The sequence below is a fragment of the Alginatibacterium sediminis genome, assembly GCF_003610775.1.
Classification (GTDB): Bacteria; Pseudomonadota; Gammaproteobacteria; order Enterobacterales; family Celerinatantimonadaceae; genus Alginatibacterium; species Alginatibacterium sediminis.
Genome location: NZ_RAQO01000012.1, coordinates 73200 through 87247, shown reverse-complemented (window position 1 = coordinate 87247; position 14048 = coordinate 73200). Strand labels below are relative to the sequence as shown.

Annotated in this window: 10 protein-coding genes; 7 read left to right on the top strand and 3 right to left on the bottom strand. The window is 44.6% G+C overall.

What is annotated here, in order from left to right:
* Positions 1–5: 5 nt before the first annotated feature.
* Entirely contained in the window at positions 6–1142 is a 1137-nt protein-coding gene (locus tag DBZ36_RS19155) for an MBL fold metallo-hydrolase (RefSeq protein ID WP_199711929.1), read from the bottom strand.
* Between the two features lie 101 nt (positions 1143–1243).
* On the opposite strand from DBZ36_RS19155, the gene DBZ36_RS19150 reads away from it, so the two are divergent.
* On the top strand, positions 1244–1882 hold the full coding sequence (locus DBZ36_RS19150) for a TetR/AcrR family transcriptional regulator (protein WP_120356594.1): 639 nt from the start codon (positions 1244–1246) through the stop codon (positions 1880–1882).
* A gap of 58 nt (positions 1883–1940) precedes the next feature.
* On the opposite strand, the gene gorA is transcribed toward DBZ36_RS19150, so the two are convergent.
* Both gorA and DBZ36_RS19140 read right to left on the bottom strand, forming a co-directional pair.
* Positions 1941–3290 carry a glutathione-disulfide reductase gene (gene gorA, locus DBZ36_RS19145; protein WP_120356593.1) on the bottom strand — a complete coding sequence of 450 codons (1350 nt, stop codon included), beginning with the start codon at positions 3288–3290 and terminating at the stop codon, positions 1941–1943.
* A 55-nt stretch (positions 3291–3345) separates the two neighbouring features.
* Complete coding sequence (locus DBZ36_RS19140; RefSeq protein ID WP_120356592.1) at positions 3346–5319, bottom strand: ATP-binding protein; 1974 nt, start codon at positions 5317–5319, stop codon at positions 3346–3348.
* 151 nt (positions 5320–5470) lie between these two features.
* On the opposite strand from DBZ36_RS19140, the gene prlC reads away from it, so the two are divergent.
* The 6 genes from prlC to DBZ36_RS19110 all read left to right on the top strand — a co-directional run bounded on the left by prlC (position 5471) and on the right by DBZ36_RS19110 (position 13973).
* Complete coding sequence (prlC, locus tag DBZ36_RS19135) at positions 5471–7501, top strand: oligopeptidase A (RefSeq protein WP_120356591.1); 2031 nt, start codon at positions 5471–5473, stop codon at positions 7499–7501.
* Between the two features lie 36 nt (positions 7502–7537).
* Positions 7538–8440: an AAA family ATPase gene (locus DBZ36_RS19130; protein WP_407641494.1), complete on the top strand. Its 903-nt coding sequence runs from the start codon at positions 7538–7540 to the stop codon at positions 8438–8440.
* A complete protein-coding gene (locus DBZ36_RS19125; RefSeq protein ID WP_120356589.1) occupies positions 8440–9405 on the top strand; it encodes a DUF58 domain-containing protein in 966 nt (321 codons plus the stop codon). Before DBZ36_RS19130 ends, DBZ36_RS19125 begins: the two co-directional genes overlap by 1 nt.
* Positions 9402–11318, top strand: coding sequence for a transglutaminase family protein (locus DBZ36_RS19120; RefSeq protein ID WP_120356588.1), 1917 nt, complete (start codon positions 9402–9404; stop codon positions 11316–11318). Before DBZ36_RS19125 ends, DBZ36_RS19120 begins: the two co-directional genes overlap by 4 nt.
* 5 nt (positions 11319–11323) lie before the next feature.
* Positions 11324–12415 carry a mechanosensitive ion channel family protein gene (locus DBZ36_RS19115; RefSeq protein ID WP_120356587.1) on the top strand — a complete coding sequence of 364 codons (1092 nt, stop codon included), beginning with the start codon at positions 11324–11326 and terminating at the stop codon, positions 12413–12415.
* A 463-nt stretch (positions 12416–12878) separates the two neighbouring features.
* Positions 12879–13973 (top strand): branched-chain amino acid ABC transporter substrate-binding protein, encoded by a 1095-nt coding sequence (locus DBZ36_RS19110; RefSeq protein ID WP_120356586.1) that lies wholly within the window; start codon positions 12879–12881, stop codon positions 13971–13973.
* Positions 13974–14048 lie beyond the last annotated feature (75 nt).

Sequence of the window (14048 nt, the reverse complement as noted above, 5' to 3'; positions counted from 1 at the left end):
TGGTATTAAAGTGCTGTCGCTACTGTATCTAGGTGTTTAGCACTTTGTTGAGTTTGCAACGATTTCCACCAAGCCTGGGTTGGGGTTAGAGGTTCTAAAGCTAGGCGCGATCCGATAGTCGGCGTGACTAAAGGAATATTTAGCGCGTGAGTTAGCTTTTCGATGCGATTTAGCGGTTCGTGCCACGCATGTAAGGCTAAATCAAATGTAGAGTTGTGGATGGGTAGCAATGCGCCAGCTTGTAGATCAATATGGGCTTGAACGCTTTGTTCAGGTGTCATGTGAACACCTTCCCAAGCTTGATCATAAGCGCCGTTTTCCATGAGGCTCAAATCGAAGGGACCTAAGCGTTCTCCAATTTCTTTAAATCCTTCAAAGTAGCCACTGTCACCGCTAAAAAATATTTTTCGATGTTTGCTTTGGATGACCCATGATGCCCACAAGGTTTCGTTCTTGTCGCTTAGGGTCCGTCCTGAAAAGTGTTGCGCAGGGGTAGCGGTTAAGATGGTATTGGTTGACTCAACTTGAATGCTTTGCCACCAGTCAAGTTCTACAACGTTAGCACTATCCACACCCCATTTGCGTAGGTGTTTGCCTACATTTAGTGGGACTATGAAGGTCTCTACTTTGTCTGCAAGCGCCTTTATGCTTGATTTATCTAAGTGGTCATAATGATCGTGAGAAATGATGACAGCTTTGATTTCTGGCAATTGATCGATTGTGAGTGGAGTAGCATGGAAACGTTTAGGGCCTGCAAAGGACACCGGAGAGGCGCGCTCGCCAAACACAGGGTCAATCAAATAGAATTCTTGATCTAAGTTCAGCAGCAAACTGGAATGGCCGATTCTATATAATGCATCGCCAAGCTTGCGCTCCGCTTCCAAGCTTTGTTGACTCATCGCTTTAACCGGGATTTGTGTTTCAGGGCTGCTTTCTGGGTCTTTTTCAAATAAAAATCGTTTGGCGCTGTTCCAGCTATCTTTAAGGGAAAACGTAGATGCATCTGATTTTTTATTGATGAACACGCCATCAGAGTATTGTGCGGAGGCTTCGATCGCCGTTTTGGTTTTTTCGGGGGTATTATTACAAGCGCTTAAAAGGACCATGATGACTCCGCTAATGCTGATGTGTTTGATATTCATGTAGACAACCATAAGTAAACTATACGGTGTAGTTTACATTCTGTTTTACAAAAGTAAACTCATTAGTGTAAAATAAATTAAAATTTAGTTTGGAATGACACATGACATCTCTAAGTCCTATCGCAATACCGCAGTCAGAACTACGCACTTTAAGCCAGCGAAAACGCGAAGCTGTGGTTCAAGCAGCGCTATCTGAGTTCCAATCTAAGGGATTTCAAGCCGCGAGTATGGATGCTATTAGTAAGGCTGCTGAAGTTAGCAAGCGCACGGTCTACAATCATTTTGAGAGTAAAGACGCCTTATTTGAAGAGATTGCAGGGCGCTTGTTTAAGCATAGTGCAAAAGCGACTGAATTCGATTATCACGCGACAAAAGCGTTAGCGCCACAATTACGCGATTTTGCTCATAAAGAGTTGTTGATGTTAAGTAATCGACAGCATCGTGAGTTAGTTCGTGTCATGTTGGCCGAGTCAATTCGCTCTCCAGAGCTTTCTGAGCGAGTGATGTCACGTATTGAAGTGATGGAGTCTAGTCTTGAGAAGTGGATGAAATCAGCATGCGAAGATGGTCGCTTGAGACCAGTTGAAGCCAACTATGCGGCAACGATGTTTTTAGGCTTGCTAAAGTCTAATGCATTCTGGCCGCAGTTATTAGCTCGTTTAGACTCACCAAATGCCGAGCAAAGCGAAGTGATTATTGAAGATGCTGTTCAGATGTTCTTAGGATACTTTGCGACGTAAATAAACCTAAATAAGGCCAGAAACGTAATGTTTTTGGCCTTTTGACAATATTTAGCAATTACGACAGCGTTACAAATTCCTCTGCCGAAGTTGGGTGAATCGCGACGCAAGCATCAAAGTCTGCTTTAGTTGCGCCCATCTTCATCGCCACTCCAAAGCCTTGCAGAATTTCGTCCATACCAAGGCCAATACCGTGTAAACCAACTACTTTTTCATTATCGCCAGCACAAATTAGTTTCATGCGTGTGATTTGGCGATGCGAGGTAACCGCGGTGTACATCGCTCCAAACGTAGAATTGTAAACCGTAATATTGTCCTTACCATACTGCTCAATTGCTTCAGGTTCGGTAAGGCCAATGGTACCAATCGCGGGATGACTAAAGACGACCGTTGGAACGAGATCGTAGTCCATTTTGGCATGGGTTTGTCCGTTAAACAGACGTTCCGAAAGTAAACGACCGGCTTTAACCGCTACCGGAGTCAGCTCAATTTTACCAATGTTGTCGCCAAGAGCATAGACACCCGGTACGCTGGTATTAGAGTACTCATCAACCTTAATGTAACCACGTTCGTCACAAGTTACGCCAATTTTATCTAAGCCTATTTTGTCGTTAGCTGGCTCACGTCCAATGGCCCAAATGAGACTGTCTACTTCAAGCTCCTTTCCGTTTTCAAAGCGTAGTAATAAGCTTCCGTCAGCTTGCTTGGTTACCGATTCCGGTGTGCTGTGGGTGTGCAAAGTAGGACCATCTTGTTCCATCAACTCAACTAAGGTTTCACTCAGCATAGGATCAAAATTACGCAGCGGCGCATGTTTTCGCACAGCTAAGTGGGTCTCACTGCCTAGAGAGTGTAAAACACCAGCAAGTTCAACGGCAATGTAACCAGCACCGATAACAACAACTCGTTTCGGCTGGTGGTCAAGAGCGAAAAATCCGTTTGAGTCTATGCCAAGTTCAGCGCCGGGAATTGCCGGAATACTCGGGCGACCTCCAGTGGCTACGAGAATGTGTTCAGCGCTATAGTGCTCGCCATTTACCTCAACAGTATTACGGTCGACAAAGCTGGCAAAACCGTTCACAACCGTGATCCCATTTTTGGCAAGAACCGTGTCGTAAGAACCGTGGATACGCTTAATATAGGCTTCGCGACTGGCAACTAAAGTTGCCCAATCAAACTTGTTTAATGTGACATCAAATCCGTAATCTGCAGCATAAAGGTTAATCGCTTCTGCGACTTGCGCGCCAAACCACATCGCCTTTTTAGGAACGCAACCCACGTTCACACAGGTGCCACCGACTTGCTTAGCTTCGATAAGAAGAACTTTTTTACCATGACGAGATGCGCGATTCGCTGAAGCGATCCCGCCGCTACCTGCGCCGATACAAATATAGTCGAATTGTTGCATGAGTCTGCTTCCTAGTTGATCTGGATAATTGGTTAAAAGATGGGGGTTATTTGCCCTAAATCAAATTCTTTTTGTTTTCTTCGAGTGGCAGCACAATTTTTATGCGGCTACCGGGACCTTCGCTGAGGTCGATGGATATCTCCCCGCCCAAGAGTTGACGCACTAAGGAGGCGATAATATGGCAACCCAAGCCATTAGCGCTCGCCTGGGCTGAGCTCGGGCTAGCTGAGAAAAGTGTCGCCGCCATCGTCGGCTCAATCCCTTTACCGCTGTCTTGATATATGACGCGTAAATGGCTGCGATAAGTACTAATTTGGATATCGATACGCCGCTCACCAGACCATTGATCAAAGCCATGAACCAGTGAGTTGCTAATTAAATTTGAAAATATTTGAGAAAATGCTGCTGGATAACTGTGAATTTCAAGTTGAGGATCGCATTTAATATGACAGCTGACATGCTGATTTTCGAGGCGATCATGCATGCTATGCAGTAGTTGCTGGATGTTGTCATTGATACTAAATGCATAGGCGATACGTTGCTCATCATCTACGACTAATTGCTTGAAATTGCTAGTGACGTGCGCCAGTCTTTCAAGCTGTGATTCAAGATGCAGATGTTGTTGCTGTTGCTGGTCTAAAGTCTCAGCAGCATCCGTTATGGTTACTTGCTCAGATATTTTTTCACAACGCAGTCTTAAGTCCTGTGCATCGCTAAGTGCTGATGCAATGGGTAAATTGAGCTCGCGACTGAATATTTGGAACAACTGGTTAAAACTAGCTTGTTTTTCTGCAGCTATTAGTGACTCTTGGGTGTCTTTTAGTTCTTCTAGTGTGGAGGCTAATAGGCGGTTTCGTTCTTCTAAACGCTGGGTCCGTTGGCTAACCTTAGCTTCCAGTTGTTCGTTAAGTTCCAACACTTGCTGCTGGCTACTTCTAATACTGGTAATTTCGTGACCAAAAGCGACGATTGATTTAACGCGTTCGTGCTCGTATACCAAGGCAAAACTCCATAGTAAAGTCTGTTGTCTCCCTTGAAGATCTGTGAGGTTTAGTTCGATATCTTGTAAGTTTTTACCACTGGCTAGTAAGGGCTCAATGATATTACGCTGTTCATGGTCTACAAATAAGCTGATCCAATTTTGGCCGCGCATTTCGTCTTGCGTAAATCCTGTTAGTAAAACACCGCTAGGATTAACATCTTTGATTTTGAATTTCTTATCTAGAGTGATGATGACTGCATTACTAGAATCAATGACGGTTTTAACAAAATCGCGCTCTGCTTGTAAGGCTATGTTGGTTGCTTGATTGGCTCTGAGTTCGCTATGAATTCGTTGATGCATTTGATCCAGCGTTTCAACTAAGGAGTCGAGCTCATCTTTGCGGCTAGAAAAGGCAGGGCGTTGTAGTTTTAAGCCTGGCGCACTTTTATCTAAATCTAAACTGCGAGTGTGTTCGACAATGCGATTAAGGTGGCGAATCAGCGAAAAATAAATAATCAAAAGAATTGCAATGCTAAGGCATAAAGTCTGGATAATTTGCGTCAGTAGTGAGATCCAAGCCTTACTTTTAATACGCTCAATAACTGAGTGTAAAGAGCTTCCAATAATGAGTTCCCCAACCGGTTGCCCTTGATAAATAAGCTCAAAGCTTTTCTTAGTTTGTTGCGGCGCGTTAATATCGCCGCGCAATAAAATCGGTACACCGTTACCGTCGATGAGCTCTCGTACTTGCACCGATTGCACCGTTGCCAGCGATAATAAACCTTCAACTTGGATTTCTAATTGTTGCTCGTCTAAATTCCAAAGGCTTGCAGCCATGGGTTGCGCTAAGCTAGATTCAATTTTTATAGCTGTTTCTTCAATGACGGATAGATCTTGTTGGTAATCGAAGCGTAATTGTACCAAGGTGCTCAAAATGGCAAAGATGGTGCTTACCAAAATGATGTAGACAAGAATTCTGAGCGATAAGCGGCTGAGGGCTGGCTTAGCGTTGGTGCTGTTTTGAGAGTTAATCGCGTGTTGGGGCATCCACTCTCCTACAAGGGTTTGCTCATCAATGATAGTTAGCAGAATAGAGTAAAATCGTAATTAGATAAATATGCTTGTTGCTTGAGCATTGAAATTTGGGAGCAGAGTCTTCATCTTATACACAACATGTGTTGACAGATAAGGTCTCGAAATGTCCAACCCTTTACTAGAATTACCTACGCTTCCAGCGTTTTCCAAGATTAAAGTAGCACTAATCCAGCCAGCTTTGGAGGCTTTACTAGCCGAATGCCGTGCTGAAGTTGAGGCCGTATTGCAACACGAGCAACCAAGTTGGGAAAATTTTATTGAACCGTTGGATGCCGTCAATGATCGTCTAAGCCGCATGTGGTCTCCTGTGAGCCATATGAACTCGGTCGTTAACAGTGATGAACTACGAGAGGTTTACGAATCGTGCATCGCGTTATTGTCTGAGTATAGTACCGAAATGGGCCAGCATGCTGGATTATATAAAGCGTACTTGGCACTAGAGCAATCTCAAGCATATAGCAGCTACTCAACAGCTCAGAAAAAGGCAATTGAAAATGCCCTGCGCGATTTTAAGTTGTCGGGAATTGCGTTAGATGTAAATGATCAAAAACGCTATGGTGAAATTAGCTTGCGCTTAAGCGAGCTTGCCTCTCAGTTTTCTAACAATGTACTAGATGCCACGAAAGCTTGGACTAAAAATATCACTAAACTTGAGTTGCTCTCGGGCATGCCTGAATCGGCTTTGGCCGCGGCGGCTCAAGCTGCAAAAGCTAAGGATTTAGACGGCTATTTATTAAGTTTAGAATTTCCAAGCTACCTACCGGTGATGACTTACGCAGATGATGCCAAACTGCGCGAGGAAATGTACTCGGCGTTTTGTACTCGTGCTTCGGATCAGGGCCCCAATGCTGGCGAATTTGATAACAGTGACATTATCGCAGAGCAGCTACTATTGCGCCAAGAGTTCGCCACCTTGCTCGGTTTTGAAAGCTTTGCACATAAATCTTTAGCAACCAAAATGGCGAATAGTCCAGATCAGGTTGTAGGCTTTTTAGAAGACTTGGCTCAACGCTCGCTTCCTGGTGGGCGAAAGGATCTCGAGGAGCTACAAAACTTTGCGAAACAAGAATTTGGCATTGAGCAGCTAAACGCATGGGACTTAGCCTATTACAGCGAAAAACTTAAACAACATAAGTACGCTATTTCCGATGAAGAACTGCGCCCATATTTCCCGGAAGAAAAAGTCGTAAATGGCCTATTTGAGGTGGTTCAACGTTTGTTTTCAATTCGCGCTGTTGAAAGAGATGATGTGGACACTTGGCACCAAGATGTTCGCTTTTTCGACTTGTTTGATGCGCAAGACAAACACCGCGGTTCATTTTATCTCGATTTGTATGCACGAGAGAACAAGCGTGGCGGGGCATGGATGGATGATTGTGTTGGCCGTAGAGTTCTCGCCGATGGAAGTGTTCAACTACCGGTTGCCTATTTAACCTGTAATTTCAATGGACCTGTAGGTGACGCGCCTGCGCTATTTACCCATGACGAAGTCATCACATTATTTCATGAGTTTGGTCATGGTTTACATCACATGCTTACTCAAGTAGATGTCAGCGATGTAGCTGGAATTAATGGCGTTGCGTGGGATGCCGTGGAACTACCGAGTCAATTCTTAGAAAACTGGTGCTGGCAGCCGGAAGCCTTATCATTTATTTCAGGGCATTTTGAAAGTGGTGATCCACTACCGCAGGAAATGCTGGATAAAATGCTTGCAGCAAAAAACTATCAATCAGCAATGGGTATGCTTCGTCAGCTAGAGTTTTCGTTATTTGATTTTAACTTACACTTAAAAACCAGCGATTTTGATGTCCCGGCTGTTCTCGCAAAAGTGAGGGAGCAGGTGTCGGTATTAACACCACCAAGCTTTAACCGATTCCAACATAGTTTTGCTCATATCTTTGCCGGAGGTTACAGCGCCGGATACTACAGTTACAAATGGGCTGAAGTTCTCTCCGCTGATGCTTTCTCGCGTTTTGAGCAAGAAGGTATATTTAATCAAGCAACGGGGAAAGATTTCTTGGACAACGTGCTTGAGCAAGGCGGGAGTAAAGACGCTATGCAGTTGTTTGTTGGGTTTATGGGGCGCGAGCCACAAGTTGATGCTTTATTGCGTCATAGTGGGATATACGCTTAGTATGTTGTAAAAACCCAAAGGATGAATCGATTGAACTTGAATCCGCAGTTATCTCAGATTGCTAGCAATATAGATCAGCATCTTTTGGGTAAGTCCCAAACCGTTAGGTTAGCTTTAAGCTGTTTGCTTGCTGGGGGTCATCTGTTGCTAGAAGACGTTCCAGGAGTAGGGAAAACCAGCTTGGCTAAATCCTTGGCCGGCCAGTTTGGCTTAAGCTTTCAACGCATACAATTCACTAGCGACATGTTACCTGCAGATATACTCGGCGTTTCTGTTTTTGAGGCGGCCGAGCATGCGTTTCGATTTCATCCCGGTCCGATTTTTAATCAGCTCTTACTTGCCGATGAACTAAACCGAGCCAGTCCGCGGGCGCAAAGCGCGCTGTTAGAAGCAATGGAGGAGCGTCAAGTCAGTATTGATGGACAAAGCTATCCACTCGAACAACCTTTTTTTGTTATCGCAACTCAAAACCCAAGTGAACAGTTAGGCACCTTTGAGTTACCCGAATCCCAACTCGATCGTTTCGCCATGCGTTTGGCTATTGGTTTTCCTGACCCCAAGTCTGAGTTACAGATGCTTAAAGGAATTAGTACAAGTGACGTCCCATCAACTAGCCTGAGTGCAGCCGCATTAAGAGCGCTACAAAGTGAAGTTGGACAAGTGCATGCCAGTGATAGTTTGCTTAACTATATACTGCGTCTGGTCCACCTGAGCCGACATACTGAGAATGCTCGAGGCTTATCGCCGCGAGCGAGTAAAATACTGCTGAGTTGTGCCCAGGCTTGGGCATTTATTCATGGCTCTGACCATCTTTTACCTGAGCATGTGCAAGCGGTATTTGTAGCCGTGAGTAGCCATCGTCTAGCCAGTGGCGACAATGGTGCCCAGATGGCACAGTTGCTACTCGAACAAGTAGATCCTTATCGCGAACTAAGCTAATGAGTTTACGTAGGCGCTTTAAGTCGTTTCGACAAATGCGGTACCAATCTTGGATTGAACGAAGAATTCCGGCGAGTCATTCAATTGTTTTAAACCGTAATAACTTGTTTATCCTACCCAGCCATTTTGGCTTTCTTTGGTTAATACTAGTAATCCTGCTATTGCTGTTAGGCAACAATTACCAGAATAACTTAGTGAGTTTGATGGGTTTAATACTTCTAAGTATTTGGTTGTTGTGTTTAGTGCTTTGTCATCAAAATATGTCTGGTTTAGAGCTACGCTTAAAACAACATCCAGAGGCACAGCAGGGGCTAATGGCTAGCCTCAAAATAGCTATTGAGGCTGATAAGCAGATATTACCGATTGGGCTCAATTTAAATCTACCCAAAGATTGGGGGCAAACCAATAGCTTACACAATGATGACGAACTAAGTTTGAGCTTTACTGCGGGTCAACGAGGAGAGTATTTGCTACCTAGGGTCCGAGTGTGGAGTGTCTTCCCGTTAGGCCTGTTTCGTTGCTGGTCACACTTGAACTTCAAGGCCAAAGCCTTGTTCTATCCAATGAGTCGGCCGAGTCGAGTTTGTCCTGCAGACGAAGCTCAAGGGCAGGGAGAACAATCGTTGGCATCGGGACCATTAATGGATGAATTTAGCGGTTTACACGCCTACCGGCCAGGTGATCGGCTTAGCCATGTGGCTTGGAAGCAGTTTGCTGCTGGGCATGCAATGCAACGTAAAGATTTTAGTAGTCGCAGTGGCCAAGGGCTTATCTTAAGCCATCGTCATTTAAGTCACCTAGCTTACGAAGCTAGACTCGAAGTTCTGTGTTATTGGGCACAACGTTTAAACCAAGAACACAAGCCTTTCGGTTTAGAGCTAAGCCATCAACATTTACCTGCTGGGCATGGCTCGGTCCAGTTAAACCTAGCGCTGCAGGCCTTAGCTAGAGAGCCGCGTCGATGAATGGCTATCTTTCCGCAAGCACCATTAAAATTGCGATGGCTTGCTATGCATTAACGTGCTTGGTATTACTTACAAACGTGCTGTGGCTGTTGCCTGTTGTTGGTCTACTAAGTTGTTTTTGGTCCTATATGGCAGTGACGGGGAAGTGGTCACTGCCCAGTCGAAAAATCCTGCGCTTTGTTACCATCGTAGCCGCGATTCTCGTGCTTTACTTAGGTCGAGACCTACCGAAGTTTGAGTTATTTACTTGTATAATATTGCTGGGTTACGGGCTAAAGTTTGCTGAACTCAAACTGCGGCGGGACATCGAAGCGCTGAGCATGTCAGGTATTCTATTGGCAGCTTTATCCTTAGTTATTTCGAGTCAGATTATCGATGCTGTGTTTGCGCTAATAATAATAGTCATGCATCTATTACTACTGCTGAGTTTAGATAGCAAACTGCAAAAGCTGCGCTTTTCAACGGCCATTAAACCTGCGCTCGTGGTTATTCCCTTGAGCATCACTTTATTTTTACTCCTTCCGCGTTTGGCCCCACTTTGGAAAATGCCAAGCGCCAACCAGGCTCAAACCGGTTTATCCGATGAGGTGCAAGTTGGTGATATTAGTGAGTTGATCCGCTCAGATCGCTTGGCGTTTCGAGCGTCCTTTGAAGCACCGCAGAACTCGAGCCAAGCATGGTATTGGCGAGCGATGGTTATGGACCGTTTTGACGGGCAGCGCTGGTTTCGAAGTCAAGCCACACAATTAAAGTCGAACCCACCCCGAGGTGCTCAAGGTGAGTCATATCAAGAATATAGTTTAATACTCGAATCCAATTCTCAAGCTTGGCTGCCAAGTTTAAAATATAGCCAAAGTACTGATGTTGGGATTTTTTATCGGGCGGATGATAATTGGGAGTTTGAAAGTCCCCCGATGAATCGGCAGCAAAAATCAATGCGTTGGTTGGGCAGCTCGGGTAACAGTGATATCAGCGAGTCAAATTTAACCGAGCTCATCGATCTTCCGCCACAATATCGAGTTGAGTTAGAGAGCTTTATTCAAGGCTTTCGAGCTTACTCAAGCGCCTCTCAACAAATGTCGGCCCTCAAACAGTGGTTTTTAAGTCAGGAATTTGGCTACACCTTACAGCCGCCAGCATATTCTGGATTGCAGGGTTTTTTAGATTTCAGTTTCAATCAACAGCAAGGCTTCTGTGTACATTACGCCCAGAGCTTGGTTGTATTTGCTCGCGCGCTAGGCATTCCGTCGCGTATGGTCACTGGTTATCTTGGCGGCGAGTGGGATGATAACGGTAAGCAGATAACCATTCGTGACTTTGATGCGCATGCCTGGGTTGAGTATTGGGATGGCGAGCATTGGCAGCAAGTAGACCCAACGGCTTGGATATCACCACAACGGGTTGCGCTCAACTACAGTAATAATCCCGACACCGCGCAGCAATGGCAACAAACAGCTGGAACCTGGAATCGTATCTGGTATTCACAAAGCTTGAATCAGTTAAGGCAAGGACTCGATCAAATTGATTACTGGTGGGCAAGTTGGGTGCTGAACTTTGACTCACAACGCCAGTTTGATTTTTATAATCGCCTACGTACCTTGTTGGGCAATAGTAGTCTTATTGTCGCCACCGCATCGGTACTTGCTTTGGGCATTTTAATAAGTGTGCTGCTTTGGATGCAACCGTGGCACTGGCGACCCGCCCCAAAAACGACGAGAGAGCTACGCCGACAGTTGAAGCGTGTCAAAGCCAAAGGCCTCATTCGTAAAAAATCTGAAAGCCTGCAAGATTTTAGCGCTAGAGTCGCTAAGCAACAACCGAATGAGTATGCGCAGCTCAAGCAAGCCATTCATAAATATGAGATGTATCGCTATAGCGCACAATCTACAATCGACAACTATAAGGATAGCTAAGCACGATGGAAGTTTTATTAGACTGGATTGATCAACGCCATGCTTTATTGCAGCAATCAAACTGGTTGTTAGAAATTGGCATTGTTTTAGGAATGACTTTATTTTGCTTTATCTTATGGCGAGTATTAGCCGGTTACGTGTCGAAATGGACTGAAGCAACCCGCTTTGCTTGGGATGAGATTGTATGGTTTGCACTATGGAAGCCGATGAACTGGGCTATCGCAATTATCGGTCTTTCTATGGTAGCGGCTGTTTTTGCTAGGGCGCTAGAATCAAATCTTATGGGGGTGATTCCAACGATACGTTATGTGTTGATGAGCTCCATGTTACTTTGGGCTGCGATTCGAGCGATAAAACTTGGAGAGCAAAAGCTGTCTGAGCAGCATGATCCCACAACGGTATTTGCGGTTGGTAAACTACTGCGTTTCACCAGTATCATTTTGTACTTATTGTCTGTATTTCAGAGCTTAGGCTTTAGTATTTCTGGCGTCTTGGCCTTCGGTGGTATGGGCGGGCTTATTGTTGGAATGGCAGCTAAAGATCTACTCTCCAATTTTTTTGGTGCCATCGTTATCTATCTCGATAAGCCTTTCAAAGTTGGGGATTGGATACGCTCTCCCGACCGTGAAATCGAAGGCACTGTCGAAAAGATTGGTTGGCGGGTTACGCAAATTAGAACCTTCGATAAACGACCCTTGTATGTTCCCAATTCAATTTTTTCCACTATTGCGGTTGAAAACCCATCACGGATGAGCAACCGACGGATTAAAGAAACGGTAGGTCTACGTTACGCTGACGCCAGTAAAATGAGCGATGTTGTGGCTCAAGTAAAGCAGATGCTTAGCGAGCACGAACAAATCGACACCACTCAAACTTTGATCGTCAACTTTGACAAATACAATGCGAGTTCAATCGATTTCTTTATTTACACCTTCACCAAAACCACGGATTGGGTGTTATTCCATGAAATTAAGCATGACGTGTTAACGAAAGTAATGAAAATTGTCGAAGATAATGATGCTGAGTTTGCATTTCCAACACGCTCTTTGCACCTTCATCAAGCACCATTGGATGCTGAGGCGAAAATAAACGAATAATGCGTACAATATCGAGATGTCCGATCAGTTGATGCTCCATCCCGGTGCAGGATGTTAATTAAGTGTTATTGCGGAGTAAATAGCCAGATGATGCTCATTTATAGCATTATCTACGGGTATACCTAAAACAACTGACTTTAAAGCATGGGTCTTTATAGGGATATATTTTAGGCGGATCGCAAAATAAAAGTTTGCGACTGCCTTTTGTTTAATTTCCAGTCTATATAACTGCTCAATTGTTAAATATATTTCGCTTAATCTAACAATGTGACCTAGCGCAACATTTTAAGCTGAGCGGTGAAGGTCAAATTGCATCAGTTCTAGAATTTCTGACTTGTTCTTAGTCAATCCAACAGGTAAAAATGTCGTAACGATGGAATGCGATCACCCCATTATAAAGCAAAAATTATGGGTGACGGTCTATCGCAGCAGCACACATAAAATACTTCATGGAGAAATAATAATGACAAAATGGACAAAAACTGCCGCTGGTGTCGCAGTAAGTTTTGCTCTTTTCGGTAGTTCTTTAGTTAGCGCTGAAACGATTAAAGTTGCCATCGCTGGTCCACAAACGGGCCCTGTTGCTCAATACGGTGATATGCAATTCACCGGTGCAAATATCGCCGCAGAACTTATTCAAGGCGACATCACCATTCAAGCCATTTCTTATGATGACGCGTGCGAGCCGAAGCAAGCAGTTGCTGTAGCAAACAAAATCGTAAACGACGGTATTCAATATGTTGTTGGCCACTTGTGTTCAGGTGCAACTCAAGCTGCTAGTGATGTCTACGAAGACGAAGGCATTTTGATGATTACTCCGGCATCAACTAGTCCTGACATTACCGCTAACGGTTACGAATATGTATTCCGTACTATTGGTTTGGATAGCGACCAAGGCCCAACCGCAGCGCGTTACATCATCAACTCTGTTAAGCCGGAACGCGTAGCAGTTATTCATGATAAGCAGCAATACGGCGAAGGTATCGCAACTTCAGTTAAACTTGAATTGGAAGCAGCTGGCGTATCGGTTGTAGCATTCGAAGGGGTTACTGCGGGCGACAAAGATTTCTCAGCACTGATTGCTAAACTGCAAAAAGAGAAAGTTGATTTCGTTTACTACGGTGGCTATCACCCTGAATTGGGCTTGATTTTGCGTCAATCTGCCGAGAAAGGCCTTGATGCTAAATTTATGGGTCCAGAAGGTGTTGGTAACAAAGATATCTCCGCTATCGCTGGTGATGCATCAGAAGGTTTATTCGTTACTCTTCCTAAGAAATACGACTTAGATCCTGCTAACGGCTTTATCGTTGATGCAATTAGTGCGAAAGGTGAAGATCCAACCGGTCCTTTCGTTTGGACAACTTACGCTGCGATGCAAGCTATCGCTACTGCAGCAGCCGTTGATTCAGATCCAGAGGCAATTGCAAACTACTTACGTAGCAATACTATCGAAACAGTTGCAGGCCCACTTCAGTGGGACGAAAAAGGCGACCTTAAAGGTTTCGACTTTGGTGTATTTAGCTGGCATGCAGACGGTACCTCGTCAGTAGCTGAGTAATTTGTAGTTCAAACACCAGCTTTAGGGCTGGTGTTTTTTTAGTTATTGTTTCTTGTTCGTCGCTTTTTCAGCCTT

Coding starts and splice junctions, on each gene's coding strand:
- DBZ36_RS19155 (WP_199711929.1), bottom strand. CDS start 1,142: ATGAATATCAAACACATCAGCATTAGCGGAGTCATCATGGTCCTTTTA.
- DBZ36_RS19150 (WP_120356594.1), top strand. CDS start 1,244: ATGACATCTCTAAGTCCTATCGCAATACCGCAGTCAGAACTACGCACT.
- gorA (WP_120356593.1), bottom strand. CDS start 3,290: ATGCAACAATTCGACTATATTTGTATCGGCGCAGGTAGCGGCGGGATC.
- DBZ36_RS19140 (WP_120356592.1), bottom strand. CDS start 5,319: ATGCCCCAACACGCGATTAACTCTCAAAACAGCACCAACGCTAAGCCA.
- prlC (WP_120356591.1), top strand. CDS start 5,471: ATGTCCAACCCTTTACTAGAATTACCTACGCTTCCAGCGTTTTCCAAG.
- DBZ36_RS19125 (WP_120356589.1), top strand. CDS start 8,440: ATGAGTTTACGTAGGCGCTTTAAGTCGTTTCGACAAATGCGGTACCAA.
- DBZ36_RS19120 (WP_120356588.1), top strand. CDS start 9,402: ATGAATGGCTATCTTTCCGCAAGCACCATTAAAATTGCGATGGCTTGC.
- DBZ36_RS19115 (WP_120356587.1), top strand. CDS start 11,324: ATGGAAGTTTTATTAGACTGGATTGATCAACGCCATGCTTTATTGCAG.
- DBZ36_RS19110 (WP_120356586.1), top strand. CDS start 12,879: ATGACAAAATGGACAAAAACTGCCGCTGGTGTCGCAGTAAGTTTTGCT.